Source organism: Lentilactobacillus raoultii (assembly GCF_900411375.1).
Classification (GTDB): Bacteria; Bacillota; Bacilli; order Lactobacillales; family Lactobacillaceae; genus Lentilactobacillus; species Lentilactobacillus raoultii.
Map to the genome: position 1 here is coordinate 757,041 of NZ_LS422984.1, position 26,684 is coordinate 783,724.

Here is a 26,684-nt window from a genome sequence, read left to right on the forward strand (position 1 = left end):
TGATGATTAACGGATTACTTTTTTTCCGGTACAAACGGTTCATTCTTTTGGTTGGTCCGAGCCACCATGACATCGCAATGGGCGTTTCGGTTAACGAAGGATGAAACGGAACCTTCAAGAACTCGTTGCAGTCGGCTCATCCCAGTTGCCCCGATGACAATTAAGTCAGACTGGTGATCTCTAGGGAATTCGAATGCAATGACGGTTTTGGGATTCCCAAACCGAATGTGAATACTGACATCATTAATATCGGCGTCTTTTTTAATTCGGTCAATTAGTTTGTTAAGGTAATCGGTTGTATCTTCAACTAAATTATTGATGACGTCGCCATCCACCATGCCACCGTAATTGTAGCCGTACTGTGTGGTACTAAGCACGTGAAGGACGTCCAGATGGGCATTGTTATTTTTAGCAATTAGTGCCCCTTTGGCCAAAGCGTCTTCAGCTTGTTTGGATCCATCAACCGGCACTAAAATGGTCTTATAATTGGCTTCCATGAGAAGTAGCCCCCTTGCGGTAAATTAATATGTTTATGATAAAACTAGGCAGAACCCCCTGGCTTTAATCAGTGTATAGTTAATTATATCACTAAAGATAGTGAGCAAACAAAAGCGATTAACACCCCAATGGCCAACTTAATTTTGACTTGGCAGTATAATTTCCGCTGTGTCCAAAATATGTCCGCGCATGGCATTTTGTAACTCATTAAGCCAAAAACCGTCTTTTAAGGGCAACTTAGTATCCAGTGCAAACATTGAAAGATGGTAGTTATGGACTTTGTCAGGCGGCACTGGACCATTGTATCGCCAAGCCGTCTTTGGATCTTGGTTACCGACCAGACCGCCGGCGGTGCTGTTTCGTCCTTGAATCATCGGTACCTTTAAGCTGCGACTATTATCTTCCGGGATTTCCAGGACATCTGGTGAAATATTGGCCGCAATCCAGTGAATCCACGGGAAACCGCTCACTGGAACGGCATCCCAATCAATCAATGTCAATGCTAATGATTTGGCGTCTTTTGGAACACCAGTTACTTGAATTGGAAACGAGACAACCGGCTTACCGTCAACTGTATCAGTGGGTCTCGCATACTTTGCGTATTTATCTGGTAAAAGTCCTTTTGTCAGTGGCACTTTAATCTCCATTCTTTATCACCTTCCAATATCATCATAAGGCTTTCGGCGAAAGATTAAAATAAATTGTTTTGATTAAAGTTGATTAAGTAACTTGGAAACGCTTATTTAACGAACTTGAGGGTATAATACCCTTGGCCATTAGAGGTGATGGTATAGTTGACGTAACCGGCTTTCAGCCACTCAGACTTGGTAGCATTCGCCCAGTTCTTAGCGTCTTGAATTGACGAAAAGGTGTGACTGGTAGCGAATGGATCAGTTTGCTTCGGCTTCTTCGGTGGCTGATTGGTTCTGGTCCCAGTTTGATTGAGCAAACTTTGTTCCTTGTCCTTAACCGACTGATTGGATTCTTGATTAATCGATTCTTGGAGTCGAGCGCGTTGCTGCTTAGTAATGCCGTTTTGATCGGCTTGGTTCAATTTCTTTTTAAACGTGGCAATCCGATTATTTTCTAATTGCCGGGTTAACGGCCCCTTCTTTTTTCGGTTAATCAAAGTACTTTCCGATTTTTTGATGGTTCGGCTGATCCGGTTATTGGAAGAATGGCCTGACGATTTGTGGTTGTCCTTTGTTAACAGCCAGTTGAGTGAAAAGGCGATTAAAAGTGCAACAACTAGAATGAGTAGTGCAAACCACCAGCCACTATATTGTTTTTTGCGGCGACTGCGCCGGGTCTCCTCCGAATTGAAATCATATTTTTTATATTGTGGTTCATTATCATGCTTGTTCACATCGATACCTCATTCTTACAGTTATCTTGCAAGTTAATCTAGTCTAATATATTATAACAGAAAGAGAAAGGCCGCGCATAGAAGTGCGTTTTAGCGCCAGCTTGTTCTTTTGAGTATAATCGCAAGTCAAATTTTTGCAAAGGGAAAGGATTAATTTAATGACGACCATCAAGACTAAATCGTTTAGCGAGTTAACAACTAAGGAATTATTTGAAATTTATAAATTAAGGGTGGCCGTGTTTGTTGTCGAACAAAAATGTCCGTATCAAGAAGTCGATGACGATGATTTAACAGCTTATCATTTGACGTTTAAAAATGACGCTGGTGAGTTAATGGCCTATTTACGACTGATTCCCGAAGAAAATCAAACCATTGTCAGAATTGGCCGGGTAATCGTTGCTCAGGCCTTTCGTAAACGGGGATTGGCTAAGCAATTGCTTCAAACCGGCCTTGATGAATCAATCCGCTTAATGCCAAATGTTAACAAGTTTGTGCTGGCAGGGCAAGCCTATTTGAAAGATTTTTATCATTCATTTGGCTTTCACGATGTCAGTGACGTTTATCTCGAAGACGATATTCCACATATTGATATGGAAAAAGAGGTTTCATTACATGGTTGACAATTAATCGAAATCTTTCAGGGTGAACGTAGCTGCCGGTTGACTATCGGTTGCTGTTCCAATTTATGTATACTATAATTTAAACAAGTAACATGATCTTTAACTCTGGTCCCGTGAGGCCGGCAAGAGGACGATTTTTAAAACGGATAAACTAATCCGAATAAAAGCCATCATCTTTGCTAACAAGCGGGGATGATGGCTTTTTTGTCGAACAGAGTTTCAAAACTAAAGATAGAGGTGTCTGATAATAATGGCTGATAAAAATGAATTTCATGATGATCGTGCGATTTTGGACGTTCACGATATGCCGCCGTTTTGGCCATGGGTTGGCCTTTCGTTGCAGCATATGTTTTCAATGTTTGGGTCAACGGTTATTGTGCCGTTACTAGTAGGGTTAAGTCCAAGTATTGCATTGTTTGCGTCTGGTGTTGGGACACTGTTACATATTATGATTACCCAACGAAAAATCCCAGCATATATGGGATCCAGTTTTGCGTTTATTACACCAATGTACGCGTTAATGCACACGGCCGGGTATCCAGCGGTCGGCCAAGGAATCGTTGGTGTCGGCATTGTATACATGATTGTGGCTGGAATTATTTGGGCAATCGGTTCGGATTGGGTGGATAAAATTTTACCGCCGATTGTGGTTGGCCCAATCGTCATGGTAATTGGGCTGTCATTGGCCGGCAGCGCGGCTAAGGATGCCATGATGAAAAACAACCATTATAATCTGACATACTTCCTCATTGCGCTGGTGACTTTGTTCTTGGCGATTGGTTTTAATATGCTGTTCAAAGGCTTTATTGGTTTGATTCCGGTCCTACTGGCGATTGTTTGTGGTTACATTATTTCGGCGTTCTTTGGCCTGGTTGATTTACATGCCATTGCGGTGGCACCCTGGTTTAAATTTCCGGCATTTGAAATTCCGGGATTATCCTACCATTTTCAAATCAATTGGGCGGCAATTCTTTCGATTACCCCGATTGCGTTTGTGACAATGACCGAACACATGGGACACATTATGGTTTTGGATGAGTTAACCCACCGGGACTTCTTTAAGGATCCCGGCTTAAACCGAACGTTGGCTGGTGATGGGGCGGCTTCACTATTTGCCGGTCTGGTTGGCGCCCCGGCGATGACCAGTTATGGTGAAAATATCGGTGTCATGGCGATTACAAAGATTCACAGTGTCTACGTATTGATGGGTGCGGCCGGTTTTGCCATTTTGTTTGCCTTTGTTAATAAACTAAATGTGCTCATTATGCAGATGCCCTTACCGGTGATTGGTGGGATTAGTTTCCTACTGTTTGGGACAATTGCCACTGCCGGTATTCAAGTCATGGTCGAAAATAAAATCGACATGGGCTTGAAGCGTAATTTAATGATTGCGTCAACAATTATGGTCATTGGCGTCGGCAATGCTTACCTTCAATTAGGTGACTTTCAATTTACCGGTTTAGCCTTTGCGACGGTGATCGGAATTATCCTGAATTTAATTTTGCCACAAAAAGCGGCCAGTGAAAAAGAACACGAAGCTAAATTAGCACTTGAGAAAAAGCTGCACCAAGTTTCCGAAGATGTGACGAAAAAGCACCAAAATTAGGAAGGCTATCGTTAGTTAAGCCGTGTTAACCAGTTTTGCGCTGGTTGGTGATTTGTTGTAAAATGCTCTTAATATTCAGATTAGGAGGGATTTCATGGAACAACCGAGCGATCAGAAGGTTACTTATCGGCATGCCAAAACCAGACGTGATTTTGAAGTGGCAAAAGACTTGTTCATCGAATACGAAAAGGTAATGCAGCTGGATTTAAGTTTTCAAAATTTTGATGACGAATTAAAGGAACTCCCCAAGCGTTATGGTCAACCAACCGGCGATTTGATTTTGGCTTCCGTGGGTCATCAGTTGGCCGGGGGCATTGCAGTTCACCAGTTTGAACCCGGCATTGCGGAAATGAAACGCCTCTATGTTAAAAATCAATTTCGAAGTTTGGGGATTGGCCATGAATTGGTTGCCCGAATTTTAGCCAGTGCGCAAAGATTAGGCTATCGGGCGATTCGCTTGGACACAATTCCCAGAATGAAAGCCGCTCAAAAAATTTACCGCGAAGCCGGCTTTAAGGATATCCCACCTTATCGATATAATCCGGTGCCGGATGCCCTCTTTTTGGAGTGTCAATTGACTCATTAATTCTCAATCAGAAGCATTTGCCGTCTCTGTATGTCAAACATGGTATGATTGGCTTAGAGGGGTGATTTAAATGAAAAATCGGCAATTAGTTTCTGGGATGGTTGTGATGACGTTCATGTTGGGTGGCTTATCGGTGTCGCCAATATCGACTGTGGCCGCAAAATGGCAGACTGGCATGCCCAGGATTTTACGGGGAAACTTCACATCCCGATACTTAAAAAGTGGGGGCTTTCGGCCAACTTTAGCGGTGGGCACTAAAAAAATTGTGATTCAAACCTCGGCTAAGTCAAAAACAACCGTTGATCGAGTTTCGTCACGCCGCAGTACGCCGGTTTCTTATTTAATTAAGGGGACCTATCGAAATGGTGGTCGAACTTATTTGCGGATGATGTTTAACCGCTATCAAGGGAAAATTCGGGTTTCCTATAAGAACAGTCATCTGGTTAATGGCCAATTAAAATGGACGAAGCATTATGCCGGCTGGTTTTATCAGAAATAATTCAGACTATTGTAAAAGGCATCCTTTTGATCAAATGAGATCGCGGGGATGCCTTTTTAACTTAAATTAAACCTAAAATCTTGGCCGATTGAAGCCGTGAGGGCCACCATGCGGTCCGCCAAACCCAGGTCCACCAAAACCGTGGTGATGATGGTGATGACCATGGAAGCCGTTTGGCTGGTCATCACGACTCGGCAACTTCTCTTTAAGCGATCCGTTCAGTTTATCGAACAAAGTGTTTAATTGCTCAAGTTCTTCATCTGAAAGGCCATCAAAGATTGAATCGATTAATTCGTCGGAAGCACCGGTCTCATTTTCAATGGCGCTTTTACCGGCATCGGTCAGCGAAACGTTGATCACCCGCTTGTCGGTTTTATCAGGTGTTCGGCTGATGAAACCGCGATCTGCCAATTTAGACAGTAGTTCTGTTAGAGATGATGGGCGAATGTCTAAAATTTCAGCAAGTTGTGATTGCATCAAAGTTCCTTCTTTGGCTAAAACGTGGAGTACTCGGTGCTGGCCTCTTAATTGATAGGGACGGGCAGAATGCCGAGCAAGGCGTTGAGAGCCGTGGAGGAAGCCAAAAATTTTTCGTAATAGGTCATTTTTATCGGTCATTAAAATTTCTCCTTTGTTATTTATTTAGGTACCTAACATTGAGCAGTATAAACGAGATTGAGTGACAGGTCAATTATTTTGTTTGGGTACCTAATTGATTTTACGGACGTAAAAAAACCAGACGAAGAATTGATCGTCTGGTTTTGGTTGTTATTTAATTTTAGTAGTCAATTATTTGTCATCCACACAAAGTCGTTTGATCGCTTCAGCATAAATGGCCATTGCTTTGAACATTGACTTGAGTTCCCAATTTTCATTAACTTGGTGCATGAAGTCCGGCGTTCCCGGCAGCATTGCGCCGTAAGCTACGCAGTTGTGCATCGTTCGGGCATAGGTGGCACCACCGGAAATTTGCGGCTTGGTTTTATCACCAGTGAGATCCTGATAAGTGGCCATTAATGTCTTTACCAAGTGGCTGTCAGTTGGGACGTAGAGTGGGGCTAAATAATCAAAGGCTTCGTAGTGCAGCTCATAAGGAGCCACGGCGGTTTTTAGTTTATCAATCAGGTCATCGCGATTAACAGTCACCGGAATTCGCATGTCCAACTGCATCCGGGTTTCCTGTGGGGTGATTTTTAAACTTGAAATATTAACCGTCAAATGACCGGATTGTTGATCTTCAATGTTTCCTAAAAGGTTCGTCCCTGTGGCGTCTTCCTTGAACAACTTTCCAAGAAAATCCAAAGTTGGGCTTGGAAAGAGTTCATCCAGAGCAATTGCCAATCGGAGAACGGCGTTAGTACCTTCCGGGGCATTCATTGCATGAACCGATTTACCGAGAACGGTGATGCCGTTTGCGCCATCATTTTCGTAATCAAAGTGATGATTCGATAATGCTTGTTTGACTTCGGCCAGCTTTGGGCCATTATAGTGAGCCTTAGCGGGAACGGCATTGAACGCGCCGGTTAGATCGATAGCGAGATTGTCCTGACCAGGACCGACCAGATAAGCCTGTTCCAACCCCTTTTCAGCGTAAATCAATGGGAATTCGGCATCCGGGGCAATGCCCATGTCAATTGGTTTTTCGTTGGCGTTATAAACCTTCATGTCCCGCCAGAGAGTCTCTTCATCGGTCCCAAAAATAAAGCGGATCTTCTTGTTGAAATGATACCCCTGATCGACCAGGGCCTTAACGGCAAACAGTGTGGCCATTGAGGGGCCCTTGTCATCCTGAGTGCCTCGGCCGTAGATATGACCATCATCGATGGTTGCATCAAAAGGATCATGCTTCCAGTCATTCGGGTCACCGGTCGGGACAACATCGACGTGGCCAATGATGCCAAAGGTTTCGTTTCCGGAACCAATTTCAGCGTAGCCGTAGTTACCCTTAGGATCTTTATAGGTGTGGAAGCCAATCTCATCAGCAATTTTTAACACTTCGGATAAGGCATCGTCAATCCCTTGACCAAAAGGGGTGGTTTCGGTGACGGTTTTGCCATCGTAAACGGAAGGTTTACTGACAAGGCGTTTTAAGGCCTCAACTGCTTGATTTTGTTGGGCTTCTGTGACAATTTCTTGAGTCATTTTAAAATCTCCTTATTAAGTTTAATTTTTGGGTAGACACTACAAAATTCATTGATCTAGATGACCAATGAATTTTGGGATTGCGTTACAACAGGGCCATGACGCCCAAGAAGATCGCAGTGGTAACAAACAGGTAAATCATTAGCTTGAACATAAATTTCCACCAAACCGTAATGTTCACGTTGGCGATTGCCAAGGCGCCCATGACAACACCGGAAGTTGGTGTGATCAAGTTTACCCAACCGGAAGCACTTTGATAAGCAGTTACGACCAGACTTGGGTCAACGCCGGCAAACTTGCCCATTGGTCCGATAATCCCCATCGTTGCAGCAGCTAAACCGGAAGTCGATGGAATTAAGAAGGACATTGGGATATAGAAGATATAAGCCAAAATGATGAAGACGACGGACCCAAGATTAGACAGGCCCATTTCGCCCCAGTGAAGGACGGTGGCGGTAATGTTCCCATCGTTCATAATCACTTGGATGCCCCGGGCAACGGCCACGATAATGGCAACACCCAGGAATTCACCCATCCCGTTTAAGAAGGCATTCACAAAAGTACTTTCCTTCATCTTGAAGACAAACATGATGATAACGGCCATCAAGAAGAAGAGGGTCGTAATTTCAGTGAAGTACCAGGAACCAAATGGCACCAGATTGGAACCGATTAATTGGCCCAGAACGGGGATGTTTTGCAGCCATTTGGTGAAACTGGTGAAGAATGTCCATTTACTATTGATTTGATCCCATGGAATTAAGCCGACAATCATTAGTAAGAAAGTCAGACCGAATAACCACAGAACGGCTTTTTGACGACCAGTCATTTTAGTACCGGCCTGATCCTTATGATCCAAAGCAAAGCGTTTCAGATCATCCTCATGCTGATTGAAAACAATTGATTTGGCAGGATCTTTCTCGATTTTTGAGGCATAACTGTAAACATAGAAGATACTGATGGCAACGGTGATAACTAACAGCACAATCCGTGAAAGAATTCCGTCCCCTGGTGAAATGTTAAGGGTTTGTGAAGCAACACCGGTTGCAAATGGGTTAACCGTGGAAGCTAAACAGCCAACCTGAGACCCTACCAGGACAATTGCGACGGCCACCATTTTATCAAAGCCAACGCCAATCATTACAGGAATTAGTAATGGGTAAAAAGCGATGGTTTCTTCGGCCATCCCATAAGTTGATCCGCCAAGAGCAAATAGAATCATTAACAATGGAATTAAAATCTTTTCTTTACCTTTGTATTTGGAAACAACGGAAGAAATCCCGTCATCTAATGCTTTCGTTTGGTTGACAACTCCCAGGAAGCCACCGATGACTAAAATAAATAGCGAAATTGAGATAGCACCTTCGGTATGGTCATTACCGATCATGCCGTAAATCGGTGCCGTGAAGACATCCCAGATTCCCTGAGGATTTGAGGCGACCGCTTTATAGGTATGTGCAATAATATTGCCTGCTTTATCGGTGGAATATTGGCCGGCAGGAATCAGCCAGGTCAAAATAGCAACGAAAATAATAATCAGAAATAAAATTGTATAGGCGGAAGGCATTTTAAACTTTTTCCTTGGCCTTGCTTGTGGTTTGTTTTCCATTTGAGTCACTTCCTTTTCTTTACTACACTCATTTTACAAAACACCTATTAATTTTCCGTGAATAAATAAAGAAGAATTTATGACTTATTTCACAAATAGTTCCCATTTAACACTTACCTTTTGCACGTCTTTAGTGTATTTCAAACGTTTACAAATGTGAATTGATTAGCCTATTGAGTTTAGTTGATGGTGAAAGATCTGCGAATAATTAATGAGTTAAAAGAATTACTGATTGGCCGCACAATGGCTGCTTTTGAGGTAAACTATCAGTAACCAACTATACGAGGTGATTGAAAAATGAAAATTGTTGATTTAGACGGCTACGCGCTGAATCCTGGTGACCTTAGCTGGGATGGCTTTAAACAGTTTGGCGATTTTACCAATTATGATCGGACAGCCGAAAATGATCAGGAGATTCTTAACCGAATTGGCGAGGCTGAAGTCGTGTTGACCAATAAGACGCCACTTGATCAAACGGTGATTGAACAAGCACCTCAGTTAAAGTACATCGGGGTCTTGGCAACCGGCTACAATGTGGTTGATACGGCTGCTGCCAAAGCGCATCACGTGGTGGTGACCAACATTCCAAGTTATGGAACGGATGCGGTGGCCCAACATACCATTGCGCTGCTTTTGGAAATTACCAACCAAGTCGGCTTACATAGCGAGGCGGTCCGTCAGGGGGAATGGGGTTCGGCAACCGATTTCACTTTCTGGAAAACACCACTAATTTCATTGACCAATAAGACGCTGGGGATTATCGGCTTGGGCCATATTGGCCGGGCAACGGCTCAGATTGCTCATGCCCTTGGGATGAATGTGATCTTTTATAATCATCATCCAAAAGAGGTCGATCAGGATTGGCTCAAACAGGTGAGTTTGGAGGAAATTTGGCAAGCCGCCGATGTGATTAGTTTGCATACCCCACAAACACCCCAAACAACGGAAATGATTAACCAGCAGGTCATTGCGAAAATGAAGCCGGGAGTGATTCTCTTAAATACGGCTCGAGGTGGGTTGATTAATGAGTCAGACGTTGCGGCCGCCTTAGCCAGTGATCAAATTTTGGCTTACGGTGCGGATGTGGCCACTCAGGAACCGTTAAACGCGGATAGCCCGCTGTTAAAAGCGCCGCACGTTTTTTTAACGCCGCACATTGCCTGGGCGGCCACTGAAATTCGGGAACGGTTAATGGGGATTGCCGTGGAAAATTTAAAGGCCTATCTGGCTGGCCACCCACAAAATGTGGTCAATCAGTAAATCGCTAACAAAATGATTGAATGCTAAAAACCGGATCGACTGATAATGAGCGGTGTGAGTGCTTAAGCCCCTTATCAAATCGATCCGGTTTTAAATTAATTGAGTAAGTGACGACGATGACGGGCGATTTTTTGAATTGCCCATTCGTAGTGAGTCGTGGTCACGATTTTCAAATAGTGACTGATTGACTGATTTTCAGCTCCATTATCATACCGTCTGTTTATTAAGGCTTGATGACTCAATTCACTGGCGACGGCCATGATAGTGGTATGACTCTCATGAACCATTGCCTTGGCTTCGTTGAGGGTCGTTTGCTGATGGCGATTTCGAATTTGAGTGTTCATATCAGCACGGGTTTTTGGCGTATATGGAATTGGCAGAAAATCGGTCGGTCGTTGATGGACATGAGTGTCTTCAAACCAATTTAAGAATAATCGGTGCCATTCATGCAGATGAACCAGAACATCCCGAATATTTCGATCGCGGCCCTCAAAAGCAAAGGGTTGCTGTTCTTGCTCGGGAGTTAGCTGATCAATCATTGCCGATAATTTTGAAAAGCTGGTTTCAGCTGGAAAAAGTCCAGTTTGGTTGTTTGCTTGAAAGGTCATTTCTCGATCACCTCGATTACTGAATGATGAGTGGCTTTGCTAACCATTAGTATATCGAAAGGTAGTCGAGTGGCGCTAATTTAAAGATTCTAGCCGTCAATTTCGTTAAAGAAGCTAAGCAGTTCCTCTTTGGTTAGATTGTCTTTTTCGTCACCAGAAATATCATAGGTGATTTTACCATGATCCAAGACAATTAAGCGGTTGCCGTATTTTAAAGCATCGTCCAAGTGATGGGTAATCATCAGGCAGGTCAGATGATTGGTAGTGATTTGATGGTTGGTTGCCGTCATCAGCTCCTGAGAAGTTTGGGGATCCAGTGCGGCAGTATGTTCATCCAGTAACAGGATTTCCGGTCGCTTGATAGTGGCCATTAGAAAACTGAGTGCCTGACGCTGGCCGCCGGATAACTTGCCGGTGGCGGTATTTAAACGATTTTCCAACCCATTGTTCATGGTAGACGTAATGGCTTTAAAGTGAGCCATTTGCTGCTTTAATTTTCGCGGTCCCAGTCCCCTGTGCTGACCGCGTTTCATTGATAATAACAGGTTTTCTGAAACCGTCATTCGAGGGGCTGTTCCCATCTTTGGATCCTGGAAAACCCGACTGAGGAAGCGGGTTCGTCGTTCAACTGACATGTTGGTGATGTCGCGGCCGTGTAATAAAATCTGGCCGCCAGTGACGTGAAGATCACCCCCGATGACATTGAATAGGGTTGATTTGCCAGCACCGTTTGAGCCCAGAATGGTAATAAAATCACCGGGGTAAATAGCCAAATTAACGTGATCCATAATGTTGATTTGTTCTGGCGTCCCGGAATTGACGGTCACCACAATATCTTTTAATTCAAAAATCGGTTCAGTCATGACGAGTTAACCCCCTTGTGAATGTATGACGAATTCGGAAACGTTTCTCGAAGACTGGAAACATCATAAAGAGTGCCAAGACGATTGCGGAAATTAAATTCAGGTCGTTGGCATTAAAACCGAGTTTCAGGACAATTAAGATGACAAATCGATAAAGAATACTCCCAATGGTGACGGCAATTAACCGTTCATTCATCGTTAAATCACCAAAGATCACTTCACCGATAATGATGGAGGCCAGCGCAACCACGATGACACCGATCCCACTATTGACATCCGCAAAGCCGTTATTTTGAGCGACCAGGGCACCACCCAACGCGATTAACCCGTTGGAAACACTGAGCCCCATGATTTGCATGGTGTCGGTACTAATGCCAAGTGATCGGGCCATCGTTGGGTTATCACCTGTGGCAATGAATGCTTGGCCCAAGTTGGTTTGCAGGAAATAGATGATTAAGACGGTTACCACAATCACAAACAACAGCCCCAACGTTACCGTATCGAAATAGGGTGGTAACGATGCCAGAAAGTGATTTTTTAAAAGGGAAGGCTTGCCATAGAGGGTCAGATTAGCCCGGTTCATAATCCGGAAGTTAACCGAGTAGGCAGCGGTCATCACCAAAATGCCGGCTAATAATACCGGGATCTTACCTTTGGTGTATAACAGTCCGGTAACCAGCCCGGCCAGCATCCCAGCCGCAAACGCAATTAAAGTGGCGGCCAATGGGGAGTACCCGTGATAAATTGCCGCAACACAAGCGGCTGCGCCCATTGGAAAGGTGCCTTCAACGGTCATATCGGGAAAGTCGAGGATTCTAAACGTTAAGAATAGGCCAATGCCAACGATTCCCCATTCCAATCCCTGGCCAATTGCAGAAACAATAATGCTCATTTGATTAACTCCCCTTTCTGTTGGGCTTCTTTGAGTAAGCTTTCCGGAATGTTGATGCCAAGCTTGCGGGTTTGCTTCTCGTTAATAATTAATTTACCATGACGGAAGAATTTAATCGGGGTGGTGGCCGGTTTACGGTTACCCTTTAAAATTTCAGCGGATAGTTTTCCGGTTGCCACACCCAGTTGGTATTGATCAATCCCATAAGTGGCCACACCACCGGATTTAACCATGGTATCCACTGCTGGGAAAACTGGTACTTTGGCTTTATTGGCAGCTCCAACCAGTGTCTGCATGGCGCCAGCGATCGTATTATCGGTTGGGACGTAAATCGCATCAACTGAAGAGGCGGCTTGCTCAGCTACCTGGTTTAAATCATTGGTGTTGGCGATAGAATAAGCCTTCAGTGGCACATGGGCCTGCTTGCAGATTTTGGCAAACTTCTTATATTGGGCAACGGCGGAATCATCACTGGAGGTGTAGATAATGCCCAGTTTTTTCATTTTAGGCATGAATTTCTGAATCAAGCCCAGTTGTTCTTTTAAGGGAGCCTGATCCGAAACACCGGTAATGTCGCCGCCCGGGCGCTGATTATCCTTTACCAGGCCGGCACCCTTGGGATCGGTAATGGCGCCTAAAATGATTGGTTTGTCGTTAATGGTATTAGCCAGTGCCTGAGCGGAAGGGGTTGCAATTCCGATTGACAGGTCAGCATTTTCATTGGCAAATTTGGTGCTCATGGTTTTCAAATTACTCTGATCGTTTTGGGCATTTTGAAAATCGATTTTAATATTCTTGCCAGGGTGGTAGCCCTCCTCTTCCAAGCCATGGATAATGCCGTGATGAATGGCATCCAAAGCCGGATGGGACATTAATTGTAAAATGCCGACGGTTGGAACTTTAGTTGCGCGTTGCTTAGAACTTTCTGCAAAAAAGGCATAACCGAGAAAGATAAATAAAATGGCAATGACACTAAGCAACTTAACTCTGTTTTTCACGTTGACTACTCCTTTCGAATTTAGAATAAAAGGTGATTAATTGCGAACAAAAAGAGCACTCCGGTCATCGACCAAAGTGCTCTTTTGACTCGGCCTGTCCGGAATTATCTGTCCAGACCGTTTCTTTTCGGAAAGGTTGCCGGTACAGATGCGTTAATGATCGCATACTAAAGATCAAGTCGCACCTAAATGGGGGACTTGTTTACCGGCTTTGCCAAGTTTGATTAAGGGTTAATCGCGTCATGGGGATCCTTTCCTTTCGCATAGAATACATTAATTCTAGCGGAAGGAGAGGGGGCGTGTCAAGAGAAGAGTGAGCGGATCCAAGCGGTTAGATTCCGGAGTATAAGGCGTTGATTCGGAAAATTTGGGTCTTGGATTTTTTGAATCAATCCCTTATACGGAGCGATGTTGCTTGGAGGGGCTGTCCTAAAAGTAGTGAGCGAACACAGGCGGTTAATTTACGGAGACTAAGGCGTCGAATGTTGAAAAGCCTGGTTTTGGCTTTTTAGCATTCGATCCCTTAGGTGCAGTAAATTGCCTGTGGTAGCTGTCCTAATAATAGTGAGCGAACAAAAGCGATTAACATCATTAAATAACCGGAGACAACCAGCTTGTTTAAGACCACCCCAAAATTTAAGTATCTTTATCTTTGAAAGCGTTTTCCATAGTGATAAAATAAATTTGATTGGGAGTAGATGATTGTCCATAGAAAGGATTGAGTTTTATGGCTAAAGTACTAGCAGTTTTATATCCGGATCCCGTTAATGGGTATCCACCAAAATATGCCCGTGATGGTATTCCAAAGATCACACACTATCCAGACGGTTCAACGGTTCCCAGCCCAGAAGGCATTGACTTTAAACCCGGTGAATTATTGGGAAGTGTGTCTGGAGAATTAGGACTGCGAAAATATCTGGAATCCCATGGCCACCAACTAGTTGTCACTTCTGATAAGGAAGGCCCTGACTCGGTATTTGAGAAGGAACTGCCAACTGCAGATGTGGTAATTTCTCAGCCGTTTTGGCCAGCCTATCTAACAGCAGAACGAATTGAAAAAGCTAAAAATTTGAAACTGGCTATTACAGCCGGCATTGGTTCGGATCATGTTGATCTAAACGCCGCTAATGCACATCACGTAACGGTTGCTGAAGTAACTTATAGTAATAGTATCAGTGTGGCAGAATCTGATGTGATGCAGGTCTTGGCACTGGTTCGAAACTTTATTCCGGCTCATGAAATTATTACTCAGGGCGGTTGGAACATTGCAGATGCTGTTTCACGTTCCTACGACCTCGAAGGCATGACGGTCGGAGTGGTTGCTGCCGGTCGAATCGGTCGAGCAGTTTTAAAGCGGCTGAAACCATTTGACGTTAAATTACTTTATACGCAGCGTCATCAGCTTCCTGCCGACGTGGAAAAGGAACTGGGTGCTACTTTTGTCCCAGATGTGAAAGATTTGGCCAAGGTTGTTGATGTGGCTGTCTTGTGCCCACCACTTCACGCACAAACGTATCACATGTTCGACGACCAACTGATTTCAACCATGAAGCGTGGCGCTTATATCGTTAATGACAGTCGAGGGGAATTAGTTGACCGGGATGCGATCGTTCGGGCACTTGAGTCTGGACAATTAGCCGGCTATTCCGGGGATGTTTGGTACCCACAACCGGCACCGGCTGATCATCCATGGCGAACAATGCCACACCAAGCCATGATTCCGCATATGTCAGGAAGTTCATTGTCGGCTCAGGCACGGTATGCGGCAGGAACCAGAGAAATTTTGGAAGACTTCTTTGAAAATAAACCAATTCGGCCGGAATATTTGATTGCTCAAGGTGGCCAACTGGCTGGTGTCGGTGCAAAGTCCTATACGGTTAAGAAGGGTGAAGAAACCCCTGGTAGTGGCGAAAAAGAGTCGTAGAGACGGATTTTATTAATTGGCAATAATTGAATGATTTATGAGGTGCCTTATTGCTTAATCAGTGTGATAAGACACTTTTCTTGTGGTTGTAATCAAGATGAAAAATGCTGAATTTTTTGAGTTAAGTAAATTTTAAAAGAATGTTCGTTTGCCTTCGTGATATAATTGTTTTGTAATTCAGGATAATTAGTAAGAAAACTTTTGAGAAAATTAATTTTAAGTGTTGACCAATAAAGATTTGGAAAGGGATTTAGTGATGAAAGAGGTTATGCAATTTGTGAATTGGTTCAGGGTCCACAATAACGCTGATTTAAAGCGGTATGATTTTGCTGAACCTCTTACACAAATGAAAGTTATGAAATTGCTTTATTATGTTCAGGGGGTTAATTTGGCGGTTAATGGTGAAAAGGCGTTTCCAGAAAAAATAGTAGCTTGGAAATATGGTCCTGCGGTTGAAGCGGTTCATCAAAAATATAGTGGCTGTCGAGCAATTACCGGAACAATTAGTCAATCTGATTTGGATGATTACCATGAGATAGAAGATGACCCAGAATTGGGGACAGTTGTGAATGCGGTTCAAGATGCATTTGGTGATGAATCAGCAGTTGAACTCATGCGCCAAACGCATCATGAAATGCCTTGGCAGAAGGCACCGCAGAGTACCGTGATTTCACCTGAGCTTATGAAGACTTTCTTTTTAAAAGAAGTTGTTGAAATTCTATGACAAGAAATTTTTCAATAAAGAGCCAATTAAAAAAATCAGCGGAAACCAGATCCAGAATAAGGGTCCCGAGACACTTCGCGCCTACAAGATTAACATTTAATTTTTCTTTTTTGACTGCTGACAAAAAGTACAATTTTAATAACTCAGGTTCCAATAAAAATGTTAAATCTACTTTTCTAAATACAATTTTACGGCTCTCTTCCGATGATCTGGTTGCTGTTTTAGGTTATCCAAGAGAAACTGGACTAGAGAAAATTCGGGAATCTTCAATGCATTTTTCTTTGAATAGAGAATTTGTAAAGTCTGACAGGAGCAAGGATTGCCTGGATGGACTGTGGGTATTTCGAATAAATAATAAGGGTCGTGTCATTGGAAAAATTCAAAATACCACTTTCTATATTATGGGAATCGATACATCATTTGATGTTTACCGCCATGGAAATTGAAATTAATTTGATATCAAACGACAGACTAATCATAAGATTGAGGAGTTTCATTTTGGGGACTGTCTTTTTTTAATCGACTGGTTGTAGCACGACAAGCTAAATGTTTGTTTGTCCATGAAGGATGCGGTAATCTGGAGGCGTTGAAAGGGTTTACAAAAGTACAGGTGATTTTTTTGAGAGGAATCTTATTATGTCAAAACAAATTACAGGTGCAGTGATCGAAAAGCAAAATGCAGATTTTAAATTAGAAAACTTAGAGGTTGACGATCAACCGAAAGCTAATGAGGTGTTGGTTCACATGGTAGCCAGCGGCATTTGCCACACTGACGAAGCGGTTCGTGACGGATCTGCCGGTGACTATCCTTATCCTGGAATTGTTGGTCATGAAGGCGCCGGAATTGTTGAAAAAATTGGTTCGCAAGTCAGCACGGTTAAAGTAGGCGATCATGTCATTTTATCGTATGATTATGACGGCGTTTGTCATAATTGTTTAACCGGTCACCCAGCATCATGTGTTAATTGGGCAAAGTTGAACACAGCTGGTTTTCGACCGGATGGTTCAGTTGCTTTTACCAGAGAAAACGGCGAACCAATTCATAATTTCTTCAATCAATCATCATTCACCACTGAAACGCTGGTGCAAGAACGAAATGTGACGGTGATTGATAAGAACATTGACTTGCGAAAGGTTGGGCCACTTGGCTGTGGCTTTGTGACAGGTTCCGGTACCGTCTTTAATGGCTTAAATCCTAAAGAAGGTGACAGCATCGTAATTGTTGGTACCGGGGCTGTTAGTTCGGGATCGCTGATGGCCGCTAAAATCAAGGGCTGTTCAAAGATTATTTGCGTTGATATCCATGATAATCGTTTGGAAATGGCTAAAGAACTCGGTGCAACTGATACGATTAACAGTTCAAAAGAAGACTGGGTTAAGAGAGTTAAGGAATTAACAAATGGTGAAGGTGCTAACTTTATCATTGATACCACTGGAGTTGCTGAAGTCATGCATCAATCAGTGACGGCATTAGCTTCTGGTGGCCATTTAGCTCCGGTTGCGGTAACGGCCAAAACCTTGTCATTCATGCCATGGAATGAGTTGACAGCATTTCAAAAGCACGTTGATGGTGTCCTGATGGGTGACGCGATTCCACAATTGGCTTTGCAGAAATTGATTACATTCTGGCAAGCAGGCCAATTCCCGTTTGATAAATTGGAGAAATTCTACACATTTGATCAAATTAATGAAGCTAATCGGGCTTCAAACGACGGGTCCGTTATTAAACCGGTTATGATCATTGATAAGGACTACCAACCAGGTGACTAAAACAAAAAGCCGGTTATTGTTAATTGTAATTTGATTATAATTTAAAGACGTTCTATTACGATTTTTCATTCGCGATAGAACGCCTTTTCACGATGGAATCCCTAGTTTAAGGGGCTGACACATGGATACTTTGAAAGAAAGACGAGTAAAATAGTGAGACCTTAAAAAGCTTTTGGTAAAAAAATATATGGACATTTTCTAGATTATCAAGTAATGTTATATTACCGATAAATAGTAATGGTTACTATTTATTATCTGGGAGGTTTTCATATTGAATCGTAAACGAGTTAAATTATCAATCGCAATGATTGGGGTTGGTTCTGGATTGTTATTTGGTGGCTTAGTGACTGCTTTACCGAACAGTTCTCAATTTGCTCAAGCAACTGCAGTGACGCCGAATAAGGTTAGTTCTCAGCAAGTTCAAGAACAGTTGCAATTTGCTTTAACCAATGGTGCACCGGCAAATTATGGAAAAGCATTAACCATTAAAGTGCTCGATCATGGAAAAGTGATCGTAGCCAAAACGCTTCCGGCAACCAAAGCAGAGGAACCAAGTCAAGATACGTCTGGGGTAACCTTGATAAGTAATGATCAATTAGTTAAAGGTCATACCTATGATTTGCAGGTTTGTGCCAATAATCAGCAGGAAAAGCCTGACCCAACACAGTTTAAATTCGGGGATCAGGCTTCTTTGGATGTGACCGTTGATGCTCAGGCATATCAGAATGGGACTCGGCGCTTTCAATTAATTGATAGTCAAACAAAGAGGCCGGTCCAAACAAAGGCAGTTGCCGTCCCAAACTTATCATCAAAGGAAGGTGCAGTGACTAAAGAAACTGACCAAAACGGTTTGGTCACTTTTTCAACTCAGGATCCAAATTTCTTACGAGGGACCCTATATCATGTTGAAGCACCCGGTTATCAAGTGGTCGGCGGTGTTCTCAATTGGAATTTGATCGGCGGTGAAGCTAATCAAACACCTACTAAAATTGAATTAAAGAAACCGGTTGATGATAATAATAGTCACCAAGGAACAACTGTTCCAACGCCCACCCCAAATACCAACTCGTCGGCCAGCACTTCAACTGATTCAGCATCTTCAACCAGTTCGGCGGTTGTTTCGAGCGCAACCAACAGCTCTGCGGTAAGTGATTCGAGTCAATCGGTTAGTTCTGCTTCAAGTTCAGTGGCAACTCAAAGTGCCTCGTCACAGGCAGCATCAACCAGCCACCCAACGGTCAAGCACACTGAACAACCCGTTAGAGTGAAGTCTCGAAAAGTCATTCATTCAAAAACGACTTTTAAAATTAAGCACTTTGTTAACGTGTATCGGGATGGTAAGCTCAAACAGGTAGCTAAGAAAACTTCCAAGACGTCATTAAAGGGTTGGAAAGTTGTTAAACGGGAAGTTATTTTGAAAAATGGTCACCAATTTAAGTATTATCAATTAAAAAATCAACAAGGCCAAAAAGTTTGGGCAAGTAGGCATAATTTAAAAGCTCAAAAGTAATTAGAAAACAAACAATTGAATATAATGGAAGCGGGTGTTTTTCGACACAATCCCAAATCCAGATTAAGATAGCTGCCAGAATGAGTATGAAAGCCTAGGTTTCTTACTTTTTATGACAGCTTTTTTGCTTTGAATTCCGGTAATTAATAAGCTTATGGATTATAGTTAATTATGACAAGCAGCACAACTTAATATTACTTTATTATTTATAAATAATATTATTGATTGTAAAAGTTGTCATGGAAATGAAACGATTGACATCTATTTGTTTTTTGCTTGGATAGAATTATCAAAACTAAATACGAATTCAATAGAATTGCGGGCTACACAGATTACATGTACGTCATTAAGAAAAATTAGAATTTAATTTATGACTTTTTATTGAACATAATTCGAAACTTCCTTGAAGCTTTGTCAAAATGCGATTTTATGGGCGTTAGCGTGCTTATAATGGATTAACAGCATTTAGCATATATTGCGCATATTGGGGAAATTGAGATGGAGAATAATGAGTTGATGTTGTATCTGGAGTTGGCATTTGTTAATTATAACGAGTTTGCTATCAAGCATTGCCAACCTTCTTTTTTTACACAGGAAGTTAATTCAAAAGTAATCGTTTATACTGTTCCAGAGTCGAAACATTTATCTATGCCTGAGGATTTGTCGAAACTCATTCGTTACATCGATTTGCACGAAAATAGCAATATTCATGCACTCGATGTCTTAGATGATTTGAAAATTTTAGCGCATAAAATTCAACGGCAAGGGGGTGTAAAAGCATCCCATAAGTCACTTCACTCGATTAACCTTGCCGTTGATAGCATTTTGTGCACTAATTTAAACGCCAGCAAAACCACTCGATATTTTCGAGTAACTGATACTGGGCCTAAGGAAGTTACTCTAGTTGAAATTGCCAATCACCAGGGTAAGCCGATTTTTTCTGCGATTCGCGGGCAACCATTTAAAGTCAGCATTGATCATAATGCTATTATTTTAAACGGTCAAATGCTGGTGAGATACGTGCACCGGCCGTCGTTTTAAAAAACACTTTTAATTGAACTAATGTTTGTTATATAATTAACCCATCACTAATTCTTGAAATTCTAAGTTGGTGACGGGGCTTTTTTGATTATGAAGGATTATTTTTGAAAATGAATTCATCAAAGTTTTCGTATTTAAAAATTATAGGGAATTAAACCAGATCATCATTGGAGTAGCAAACAGAAAGGATCAATTAAAATGCGTTTTTTACATACTGCTGATTGGCATATTGGCCGTCGATTGCATGGCTATGACTTGACCGATGAGCAACAGGCGGCTTTTCAACAGATTGAACAGCTCGCCTTAACCGAAAAAGTTGACGGTGTTATTATCGCGGGAGATTTGTATGATCGAAGTATGCCGGCGGAGTCGTCGGTTGCTCAATTAAATCAAATGCTTCAGCAATTGAATTTAGTCGATAAACTGCCGATTTACGCCATTTCAGGTAACCACGACAGCGCGATTCGATTAGCAACGGGAACCCCGTGGTTTAAGAGTACCCGGTTTTACATGCATACCAAATTAGCCCAGGCTTTTCAGCCGATTGAATTGCCGGACACGCAGGTATTTTTGCTGCCCTATTTTGAGCCGTTTGATGCACAACAGTATTTTAATGATGACCAGCTGCAGCACCTTGATCAGGCATTTGTGCCGATTGTTAAAAAGATGGTCTCGTTATTTGATCCTGCCAAAAAGCACCTGCTGGTTTCCCATTTCTTTGTGGATGGTAGTTCAACTACCGACTCTGAAACTCAACTAAAAGTGGGTGGACTTGCGGCAGTACCGGTTGGCTTGTTAGAGTCGTTTGATTACGTTGCACTGGGGCACTTGCACGGAAAGGATGCCCTTCATGCACCCAATGCCCGTTACAGTGGTTCACCGGTTAAGTTTTCGCTGTCCGAAGCTAACCAGAAAAAAGGCGTCTTCATTGTCGATACTGATCCGTTTAATTTAACCTTTAGGCCGCTCACCCCAATTAGGGATGTTCAACAGCTGACTGAAGATTTTGCGACCCTGATCGATCCGCACTTTTACAAAGCCCTGAATTTGGACAACTATTTTGGGATTACCTTGAATGATCGGCAGCCGATTCCCAATGCGATGCCGCGGCTGCGTGATATTTACCCACATATTATTTCTCTTGATCGGGCGAATGGATACGACACAGAGATAGAAGATTCAGGTGAAAGTGGTGATCAGATTCGGCAAAAGGATCCAATGGATTTACTGGGAGACTTTTATCGACAGGTTGCTAAAGATGACCTATCACCACAGCAGATTAAGTGGGCTAAGGAAGCATTAAAAATAGCAAATGACGGGGGTAAGCGATCATGAAACCGTTAAAATTAACACTCAAGAATTTTGGACCGTACGAAAATGAAACGATTGACTTTACAAAGCTTGATGAGGCATCGGTATTTCTGATTTCCGGTAAAACTGGGAGTGGCAAAACCACCATTTTTGATGCCATTACGTTTGCGTTGTATGGTGATAGTGCCAGTGATGACCGGTCTCCTCAAAGCATGCGTTCGGATTTTGCGGATACTAAAACCCCAACTGAAGTCACACTTTTGTTTGAACATCAGGGACAACTTTATCGGGTGAATCGCTTACCCAAACAGGAACTGGACAAGAAGCGCGGAACCGGGACCAAGATTTTTGAGAGTCAAGGACGACTTGAGATCTTTAAAGATGATCAAAAAGTTGCTGAAATCACTAAAATGCGGGACATCAATCTAAAGCTGATCGAGATCCTTCAAATCAGTCGTGAACAGTTTGTCCAGATTGTGTTGCTACCGCAAGGAGAATTTCGGCGTTTCCTGACGGCTTCCAGTACGGACAAGGAAGCTGTTTTGAGAAAGATCTTTCGGACCCAACTCTATCAACGATGGCGGGATGCGTTAAAGGAAATGTTGAAGAAGCAAACCACTAAGAGTGGGGATGCTAAACGGGCGATTACGGATGATCTGGCAAAAGTTGTTTGGTCAAACGACGCACCTGAAGATATTCAAAAGCAATCGGTTAGCGATCAGCTGGCTGCTTTGTCTAAGCAACAGCAATCAGCCAATGATGAGCTAACAGTCTTAAAAAAGCAAGGGCAAGCTGCCCAGAAACGTTATGAGACAGCTAATCAGAAGTTGCATGCGGATAGAGACATGAATCAACAAATTGAGCAGCTGCAGGTTAAACGGCGACAACAAAATGACTTACAAGTCCAACAGCCAAAATTTGAAAACTTGCAGGCACAAATTGAGCAATTGAAGTGGGCTAAGGAACTAAAACCCAAGTATGACCAATTTCAAGAGCTGCAGAGCGACCGCTTAAATTACCAAAGTCAGTTAAAAAAGATCGGACAAAAAATAACGGCCCAAGCCAAATCTCGAGACGCTGATATGAAAGAACAGGAACAACTGCAAACTAAAAAGACTATGCAGGACCAGCAACTCAGCCAGAAATCGATTTTGGAGAATCAACGACCGGCTTTTAAACAGGCTGGTGAATTGCAGAAACAGTTGAAGCAATCACAGAGTGAAGTGACTCGTCTGACCCATGATTTATCGACTAAGCAGGCCAAGCTAACGAAGCTGACGGAAGCGGATAATCGAATTTCAGAAGAGTTGGCCCAGGTCGTTGAAGTCACCGAGCACCTGAATCAACTGACACAAACGAGTCAAACGTTGACGGCGGCAGTGAAACAGCTTAAAAAATTAACTCAAAGTCAACAGACAAATCGGAAATTGGCAACGAAGCTGGAGATGAAGCAAACAGCAGTCGTTAACTTAACTCATCAGGTTGATCAGGCCAAGGCAGCTTACAGTGAGCTGCGGAATCAGTGGTTGAGTAATCAAATCGTTAACCTGGTTAAACAATTAAAGCCAGGGACCCCTTGCCCGGTTTGCGGTAGTTTAGAACATCCTAGTCCGGCACATGTCGCTGATTTACCAGCTGTTAGTGATGATGAGCTGAAGCGGGCCGAAACGGTGTTGCAACAGCAACAGAACCATTTGGCTGCTGAAAAATCCCAGTTTGAAGAACAATCCAAACAGCTTGAGAGTTTGAAACAGCAATTTCAAGCGGATTTTAAGGAAATTACCGCGGATTTGGTTGCTGAAAAAGTTTTGGAACCCCCAGTTGGTGAATTGGAAACGGTTAGTCAACGGATTGAAGCCGAGTTGCAACAAAATGCCCATACTCAAAAACAGGTCCTGTCACAGCAGACTAAATTAAAAGCTGAACAGGTTAAACAAACGCACATTAAACAGGATTTACAACAATTATCACCGGAAATTGACCAGTTGAAAGTTGCCAGTCAACAAGCTCAAGCTACTCAGCAAAAATATCAGGTGCAACTAGCTGATGTTCAGCAGCGGCTGCCTAAAGATTTTAGCAATCTGAAGGCTTTGGATCAGCATTTGGCTAAACTCCAGACTGCGATCGAGGCTTATGATCAGGCGGTTTCAGCTAATCAGCGTCAATTAACGGCGGTTAAGAGTCAATTGGCAGCTTCACAGGCAACTGAGGCAGGCTTACGCAAGCAATTGGCCAGTGTTCAGAAGAAAATAACGACAATTCAGGATGATCTGACAGCGGCCATTTCCCAAAAACTAGGGACCGAAGATTGGCAGGAGTTCCAGCAGTTAATTAATCGAGTAACTCAAGTTGCCGACTTGCAACGGAAAATTGATCAATATCAAGACCAACTTAAAAAAGTCACCACTGCTATTTCAACGTACGAAAAGGTCGTAAATGGCCATCAGCTGGTTGACTTGAAAGAAGAGCAGGCGAAGGTTCAAGGCTTGATTGATGCTCGAGATAACCTGCAGGCGACATATGATGGCCGGTATCGACAAGTACTTATCAATAATGAATTGTTAAAACGAGTTAAGACAAATGATCAAGCAATCCATGACCAACAGGAAAAAATTAACCAGTTGCAGTTGCTGGTGGAAACGGTCAGTGGTAGTGGGGATGCTAAGCTTGGATTGGAACGGTATGTATTACAGGCTCAGCTTCGTGAAATTCTCAAGGTTGCCAATCAACACTTAAAGCAGTTAAGTTCTGGTCGTTATTCAATGTATCTGCATCGGCAAGCCGGTGCCTACCAAAAGGACACGGGACTTGAAATTGATGTTTACGATGATAATGTTGGTCAATTAAGAAGTGTCCACACGCTTTCCGGTGGTGAAAGTTTTATTGCGGCATTGAGTCTGGCGCTGGCATTGGGTGAAGTCATTCAAAATGAATCTGGCGGCATCAGTATTGATACATTATTTGTGGACGAAGGTTTTGGTTCATTGGATCAGGAGTCGCTTTCAATGGCCATGACTGCACTGGAGAATATTGAAAGTCATAATCGAATGATCGGGATTATTAGCCACGTCACCATGCTTCAGGAACAAGTTCCTTTCCAGATTCAGGTTCAAACTGAAGGTCAGGGAAAGAGCCATACGCGAATTGTGACGCCGTGATAGGGCTGCTTCAGTTCTGAACGAGTGTATGAGGTCGGTAAATATAAAGGTTAGAGGTGCATTAGTTTGGCATCGGTGGACAGCTTGAAAAAGTCAGCCAATGAGTTCAATAAAAATTCGTTCTCTTTTTCGAATATTAATCAAAATGACGTGCGGATTGATACTCCTTTTTATGATCGACATAATGAGGCGATTGTTTTATATGCCAGCGAAGTGAATCAGAAAATTTGTCTAACGGATGGTGGCTATATTTTAGATGATCTTGAAGCAGATGGGATGCTCATCACTCAGTCAAGGGAAAAATTGAAAATTCTTACGGAACAATTGAAAGCTTATTCAGTTAAACTCAATGCAACAACGCAAGAACTTTATATTGAAATCGATATTGACAGCTATCCAGTTAAACAAAATTTGCTTATTCAGGCGATGCTGTTTGCAAATGATATGTTTATGTTGCCTAAATGAGTTCTCTAATTTATTCATAAATAACACTACTCGTTTTATTGGAAGGGTGGTTAGCATTCCCTGCGGATGAAGATGATCCCCTGATTTGTACCACGGTTAAGGAGGCTTAAAAATGGGCTTATTGTTATTACTGATGTTTGGGTGGATCTATTTGCTCGTTCGAATCGGTTTTTCTATTTTGCGATTCTTTGGTGGCTTTCTTGGCCTAATCTTGATTCTCTTGATTTTCGCTAAGGTCGTTATTTTGGGCCTGTGGTTAGCGGTTGCGGCCTTTTTAGGATTCGTCGGCTGGCTAGTTTATCGGACAATTTCCGGACGAGTCTAGAAAGGCATCTCACTGAACCGTTGGCCCTAACAGATGATGATGAAATAGCCAATTGGGGTCGTTGCTCTAGGAGGCTATTTTTATTCATTTTGTAATTTGGCTTTTAATCATCAATGGCGTAAACTGTCGATAACAAGACAACAGGAGATGATGTAATGCCAGTTGAGGTGACGTTTGATTCTCTATTTGGGAGGACCTTGCAAGACTATTATCAAACTAAAGGCATTAAGCAGCGAGTTGTGACGTTGCCACTAATGCTCGATCTTGGTAAAATGACGGGAACCAATATGGTTAGCAATCGAGCGTCATTTTTTAAAATGCTGTCTCAAAACATTGAGGACCATTCTTATGAAGAGATACTGCAGGAAATTCGGGATCATTTATATTTCCTGAATGTTCTAATTCAAGCTGGCGAGTCTTTTCGAGTTTGGTGGACAAATCAAGCGGCTGATTACTGTGGCTTTGTTTGGTTGTGTGACCGACTGAAAGCAGTTGATAATCGGGTTGAACAAATTAAGGTGCCAACCGTTTTTCCGTTGCAGGACACATTGCGGGAAGTTGATGAAGGGCTTAGCGGGCTACTCCCTGAACACATTGATAAGTTGGATTTGCTTGATCGACTACAGAGCGTGCCACAACAGGTACGAAAAGACTATAGTTATCTATGGTGAAACCTCAAAGAGGCTAATCAACCCGTTCGAGCAGTCATTAATGATCATTTAACCAGCCTTCCCGCTACATTTTATGATTTTTTTATCTATGAGCAACTCGACAAAACAAACTTTCCTCGATTGTCAAGTTAAGTGCAACACTAACGGCCTATTCTTATAATTGGTCTAGGAAGTTAAACCAGTTGTGGCATAACATCTGCTGGACAACTATAGCTTAAACAGCGGCGGGGACGGTGATTCA

At 42.7% G+C, this 26,684-nt stretch carries 25 protein-coding genes and 1 pseudogene; 16 read left to right on the top strand and 10 right to left on the bottom strand.

Translation table 11 applies throughout. From position 1 onward, the window contains the following. Nucleotides 1–14 precede the first annotated feature (14 nt). From ED605_RS05160 to ED605_RS05170, 3 genes are all read right to left on the bottom strand, one after another. The gene (locus ED605_RS05160; RefSeq protein ID WP_121977808.1) at nt 15–497 is read right to left on the bottom strand and encodes a universal stress protein; all 483 of its coding nucleotides are present in this window, start codon (nt 495–497) and stop codon (nt 15–17) included. A 138-nt stretch (nt 498–635) separates the two neighbouring features. Then, the gene (locus ED605_RS05165) at nt 636–1,145 is read right to left on the bottom strand and encodes a YbhB/YbcL family Raf kinase inhibitor-like protein (protein WP_121977809.1); all 510 of its coding nucleotides are present in this window, start codon (nt 1,143–1,145) and stop codon (nt 636–638) included. A gap of 92 nt (nt 1,146–1,237) precedes the next feature. Then, the gene (locus tag ED605_RS05170; protein WP_121977810.1) at nt 1,238–1,864 is read right to left on the bottom strand and encodes a hypothetical protein; all 627 of its coding nucleotides are present in this window, start codon (nt 1,862–1,864) and stop codon (nt 1,238–1,240) included. A gap of 158 nt (nt 1,865–2,022) precedes the next feature. On the opposite strand from ED605_RS05170, the gene ED605_RS05175 reads away from it, so the two are divergent. From ED605_RS05175 to ED605_RS05190, 4 genes are all read left to right on the top strand, one after another. Further along, nucleotides 2,023–2,484, top strand: coding sequence for a GNAT family N-acetyltransferase (locus ED605_RS05175; protein ID WP_121977811.1), 462 nt, complete (start codon nt 2,023–2,025; stop codon nt 2,482–2,484). Between the two features lie 250 nt (nt 2,485–2,734). Continuing rightward, nucleotides 2,735–4,090, top strand: coding sequence for a uracil-xanthine permease family protein (locus ED605_RS05180; protein ID WP_121977812.1), 1,356 nt, complete (start codon nt 2,735–2,737; stop codon nt 4,088–4,090). 94 nt (nt 4,091–4,184) lie between these two features. Next, the gene (locus tag ED605_RS05185; RefSeq protein ID WP_121977813.1) at nt 4,185–4,676 is read left to right on the top strand and encodes a GNAT family N-acetyltransferase; all 492 of its coding nucleotides are present in this window, start codon (nt 4,185–4,187) and stop codon (nt 4,674–4,676) included. Between the two features lie 70 nt (nt 4,677–4,746). Beyond that, complete coding sequence (locus ED605_RS05190; RefSeq protein WP_121977814.1) at nt 4,747–5,175, top strand: hypothetical protein; 429 nt, start codon at nt 4,747–4,749, stop codon at nt 5,173–5,175. Nucleotides 5,176–5,247: 72 nt separating this feature from the next. On the opposite strand, the gene ED605_RS05195 is transcribed toward ED605_RS05190, so the two are convergent. From ED605_RS05195 to ED605_RS05205, 3 genes are all read right to left on the bottom strand, one after another. Further along, nucleotides 5,248–5,793, bottom strand: coding sequence for a MarR family winged helix-turn-helix transcriptional regulator (locus ED605_RS05195; protein WP_121977815.1), 546 nt, complete (start codon nt 5,791–5,793; stop codon nt 5,248–5,250). 171 nt (nt 5,794–5,964) lie between these two features. Then, nucleotides 5,965–7,317, bottom strand: coding sequence for a M20 family metallopeptidase (locus tag ED605_RS05200; protein ID WP_121977816.1), 1,353 nt, complete (start codon nt 7,315–7,317; stop codon nt 5,965–5,967). Between the two features lie 85 nt (nt 7,318–7,402). Next, on the bottom strand, nt 7,403–8,923 hold the full coding sequence (locus ED605_RS05205; RefSeq protein WP_121977817.1) for a YfcC family protein: 1,521 nt from the start codon (nt 8,921–8,923) through the stop codon (nt 7,403–7,405). Between the two features lie 297 nt (nt 8,924–9,220). On the opposite strand from ED605_RS05205, the gene ED605_RS05210 reads away from it, so the two are divergent. After that, complete coding sequence (locus ED605_RS05210) at nt 9,221–10,183, top strand: D-2-hydroxyacid dehydrogenase (protein ID WP_121977818.1); 963 nt, start codon at nt 9,221–9,223, stop codon at nt 10,181–10,183. Nucleotides 10,184–10,278: 95 nt separating this feature from the next. On the opposite strand, the gene ED605_RS05215 is transcribed toward ED605_RS05210, so the two are convergent. From ED605_RS05215 to trpX, 4 genes are all read right to left on the bottom strand, one after another. Further along, the gene (locus ED605_RS05215; RefSeq protein ID WP_121977819.1) at nt 10,279–10,791 is read right to left on the bottom strand and encodes a ClbS/DfsB family four-helix bundle protein; all 513 of its coding nucleotides are present in this window, start codon (nt 10,789–10,791) and stop codon (nt 10,279–10,281) included. A gap of 89 nt (nt 10,792–10,880) precedes the next feature. Next, a complete protein-coding gene (locus ED605_RS05220; RefSeq protein ID WP_121977820.1) occupies nt 10,881–11,654 on the bottom strand; it encodes an ABC transporter ATP-binding protein in 774 nt (257 codons plus the stop codon). Continuing rightward, nucleotides 11,647–12,546 carry an ABC transporter permease gene (locus tag ED605_RS05225; RefSeq protein ID WP_121977821.1) on the bottom strand — a complete coding sequence of 300 codons (900 nt, stop codon included), beginning with the start codon at nt 12,544–12,546 and terminating at the stop codon, nt 11,647–11,649. The genes ED605_RS05220 and ED605_RS05225 overlap by 8 nt, the downstream gene beginning before the upstream one ends. Then, complete coding sequence (trpX, locus tag ED605_RS05230) at nt 12,543–13,544, bottom strand: tryptophan ABC transporter substrate-binding protein (RefSeq protein WP_121977822.1); 1,002 nt, start codon at nt 13,542–13,544, stop codon at nt 12,543–12,545. Before trpX ends, ED605_RS05225 begins: the two co-directional genes overlap by 4 nt. 727 nt (nt 13,545–14,271) lie before the next feature. Here trpX and ED605_RS05235 point away from each other — a divergent pair. The 11 genes and pseudogenes from ED605_RS05235 to ED605_RS14975 all read left to right on the top strand — a co-directional run. Beyond that, nucleotides 14,272–15,468: an NAD-dependent formate dehydrogenase gene (locus ED605_RS05235; RefSeq protein ID WP_121977823.1), complete on the top strand. Its 1,197-nt coding sequence runs from the start codon at nt 14,272–14,274 to the stop codon at nt 15,466–15,468. A gap of 256 nt (nt 15,469–15,724) precedes the next feature. After that, nucleotides 15,725–16,192, top strand: a complete 468-nt coding sequence (locus ED605_RS05240) for a Panacea domain-containing protein (protein ID WP_121977824.1) — start codon at nt 15,725–15,727, stop codon at nt 16,190–16,192. 636 nt (nt 16,193–16,828) lie between these two features. Further along, nucleotides 16,829–17,962, top strand: a complete 1,134-nt coding sequence (locus tag ED605_RS05250) for an NAD(P)-dependent alcohol dehydrogenase (RefSeq protein WP_121977826.1) — start codon at nt 16,829–16,831, stop codon at nt 17,960–17,962. Nucleotides 17,963–18,233: 271 nt separating this feature from the next. Further along, nucleotides 18,234–19,472 carry a hypothetical protein gene (locus ED605_RS05255; RefSeq protein WP_121977827.1) on the top strand — a complete coding sequence of 413 codons (1,239 nt, stop codon included), beginning with the start codon at nt 18,234–18,236 and terminating at the stop codon, nt 19,470–19,472. A gap of 498 nt (nt 19,473–19,970) precedes the next feature. Beyond that, nucleotides 19,971–20,513 carry a hypothetical protein gene (locus tag ED605_RS05260; RefSeq protein ID WP_225419047.1) on the top strand — a complete coding sequence of 181 codons (543 nt, stop codon included), beginning with the start codon at nt 19,971–19,973 and terminating at the stop codon, nt 20,511–20,513. Nucleotides 20,514–20,711: 198 nt separating this feature from the next. Next, nucleotides 20,712–21,848 (top strand): exonuclease SbcCD subunit D, encoded by a 1,137-nt coding sequence (locus ED605_RS05265; RefSeq protein WP_121977829.1) that lies wholly within the window; start codon nt 20,712–20,714, stop codon nt 21,846–21,848. Continuing rightward, on the top strand, nt 21,845–24,982 hold the full coding sequence (locus ED605_RS05270; RefSeq protein WP_121977830.1) for an AAA family ATPase: 3,138 nt from the start codon (nt 21,845–21,847) through the stop codon (nt 24,980–24,982). The genes ED605_RS05265 and ED605_RS05270 overlap by 4 nt, the downstream gene beginning before the upstream one ends. 84 nt (nt 24,983–25,066) lie before the next feature. Beyond that, nucleotides 25,067–25,447: a DUF1828 domain-containing protein gene (locus ED605_RS05275; RefSeq protein WP_162919754.1), complete on the top strand. Its 381-nt coding sequence runs from the start codon at nt 25,067–25,069 to the stop codon at nt 25,445–25,447. A gap of 112 nt (nt 25,448–25,559) precedes the next feature. Then, a complete protein-coding gene (locus ED605_RS05280) occupies nt 25,560–25,772 on the top strand; it encodes a hypothetical protein (protein ID WP_121977832.1) in 213 nt (70 codons plus the stop codon). Nucleotides 25,773–25,927: 155 nt separating this feature from the next. Then, entirely contained in the window at nt 25,928–26,443 is a 516-nt protein-coding gene (locus tag ED605_RS05285) for a DUF1835 domain-containing protein (RefSeq protein ID WP_121977833.1), read from the top strand. 15 nt (nt 26,444–26,458) lie between these two features. After that, nucleotides 26,459–26,575 (top strand): annotated as a pseudogene (locus tag ED605_RS14975) (DUF3658 domain-containing protein); the annotation flags it as partial. Nucleotides 26,576–26,684 lie beyond the last annotated feature (109 nt).

Bases quoted from the DNA above. Each gene is read 5' to 3' on its own strand.
- ED605_RS05160 (WP_121977808.1), bottom strand. From the start codon at position 497: ATGGAAGCCAATTATAAGACCATTTTAGTGCCGGTTGATGGATCCAAA.
- ED605_RS05165 (WP_121977809.1), bottom strand. From the start codon at position 1,145: ATGGAGATTAAAGTGCCACTGACAAAAGGACTTTTACCAGATAAATAC.
- ED605_RS05175 (WP_121977811.1), top strand. From the start codon at position 2,023: ATGACGACCATCAAGACTAAATCGTTTAGCGAGTTAACAACTAAGGAA.
- ED605_RS05180 (WP_121977812.1), top strand. From the start codon at position 2,735: ATGGCTGATAAAAATGAATTTCATGATGATCGTGCGATTTTGGACGTT.
- ED605_RS05185 (WP_121977813.1), top strand. From the start codon at position 4,185: ATGGAACAACCGAGCGATCAGAAGGTTACTTATCGGCATGCCAAAACC.
- ED605_RS05190 (WP_121977814.1), top strand. From the start codon at position 4,747: ATGAAAAATCGGCAATTAGTTTCTGGGATGGTTGTGATGACGTTCATG.
- ED605_RS05195 (WP_121977815.1), bottom strand. From the start codon at position 5,793: ATGACCGATAAAAATGACCTATTACGAAAAATTTTTGGCTTCCTCCAC.
- ED605_RS05200 (WP_121977816.1), bottom strand. From the start codon at position 7,317: ATGACTCAAGAAATTGTCACAGAAGCCCAACAAAATCAAGCAGTTGAG.
- ED605_RS05205 (WP_121977817.1), bottom strand. From the start codon at position 8,923: ATGGAAAACAAACCACAAGCAAGGCCAAGGAAAAAGTTTAAAATGCCT.
- ED605_RS05210 (WP_121977818.1), top strand. From the start codon at position 9,221: ATGAAAATTGTTGATTTAGACGGCTACGCGCTGAATCCTGGTGACCTT.
- ED605_RS05215 (WP_121977819.1), bottom strand. From the start codon at position 10,791: ATGACCTTTCAAGCAAACAACCAAACTGGACTTTTTCCAGCTGAAACC.
- ED605_RS05220 (WP_121977820.1), bottom strand. From the start codon at position 11,654: ATGACTGAACCGATTTTTGAATTAAAAGATATTGTGGTGACCGTCAAT.
- ED605_RS05225 (WP_121977821.1), bottom strand. From the start codon at position 12,546: ATGAGCATTATTGTTTCTGCAATTGGCCAGGGATTGGAATGGGGAATC.
- ED605_RS05235 (WP_121977823.1), top strand. From the start codon at position 14,272: ATGGCTAAAGTACTAGCAGTTTTATATCCGGATCCCGTTAATGGGTAT.
- ED605_RS05240 (WP_121977824.1), top strand. From the start codon at position 15,725: ATGAAAGAGGTTATGCAATTTGTGAATTGGTTCAGGGTCCACAATAAC.
- ED605_RS05250 (WP_121977826.1), top strand. From the start codon at position 16,829: ATGTCAAAACAAATTACAGGTGCAGTGATCGAAAAGCAAAATGCAGAT.
- ED605_RS05260 (WP_225419047.1), top strand. From the start codon at position 19,971: ATGGAGAATAATGAGTTGATGTTGTATCTGGAGTTGGCATTTGTTAAT.
- ED605_RS05265 (WP_121977829.1), top strand. From the start codon at position 20,712: ATGCGTTTTTTACATACTGCTGATTGGCATATTGGCCGTCGATTGCAT.
- ED605_RS05270 (WP_121977830.1), top strand. From the start codon at position 21,845: ATGAAACCGTTAAAATTAACACTCAAGAATTTTGGACCGTACGAAAAT.
- ED605_RS05280 (WP_121977832.1), top strand. From the start codon at position 25,560: ATGGGCTTATTGTTATTACTGATGTTTGGGTGGATCTATTTGCTCGTT.
- ED605_RS05285 (WP_121977833.1), top strand. From the start codon at position 25,928: ATGCCAGTTGAGGTGACGTTTGATTCTCTATTTGGGAGGACCTTGCAA.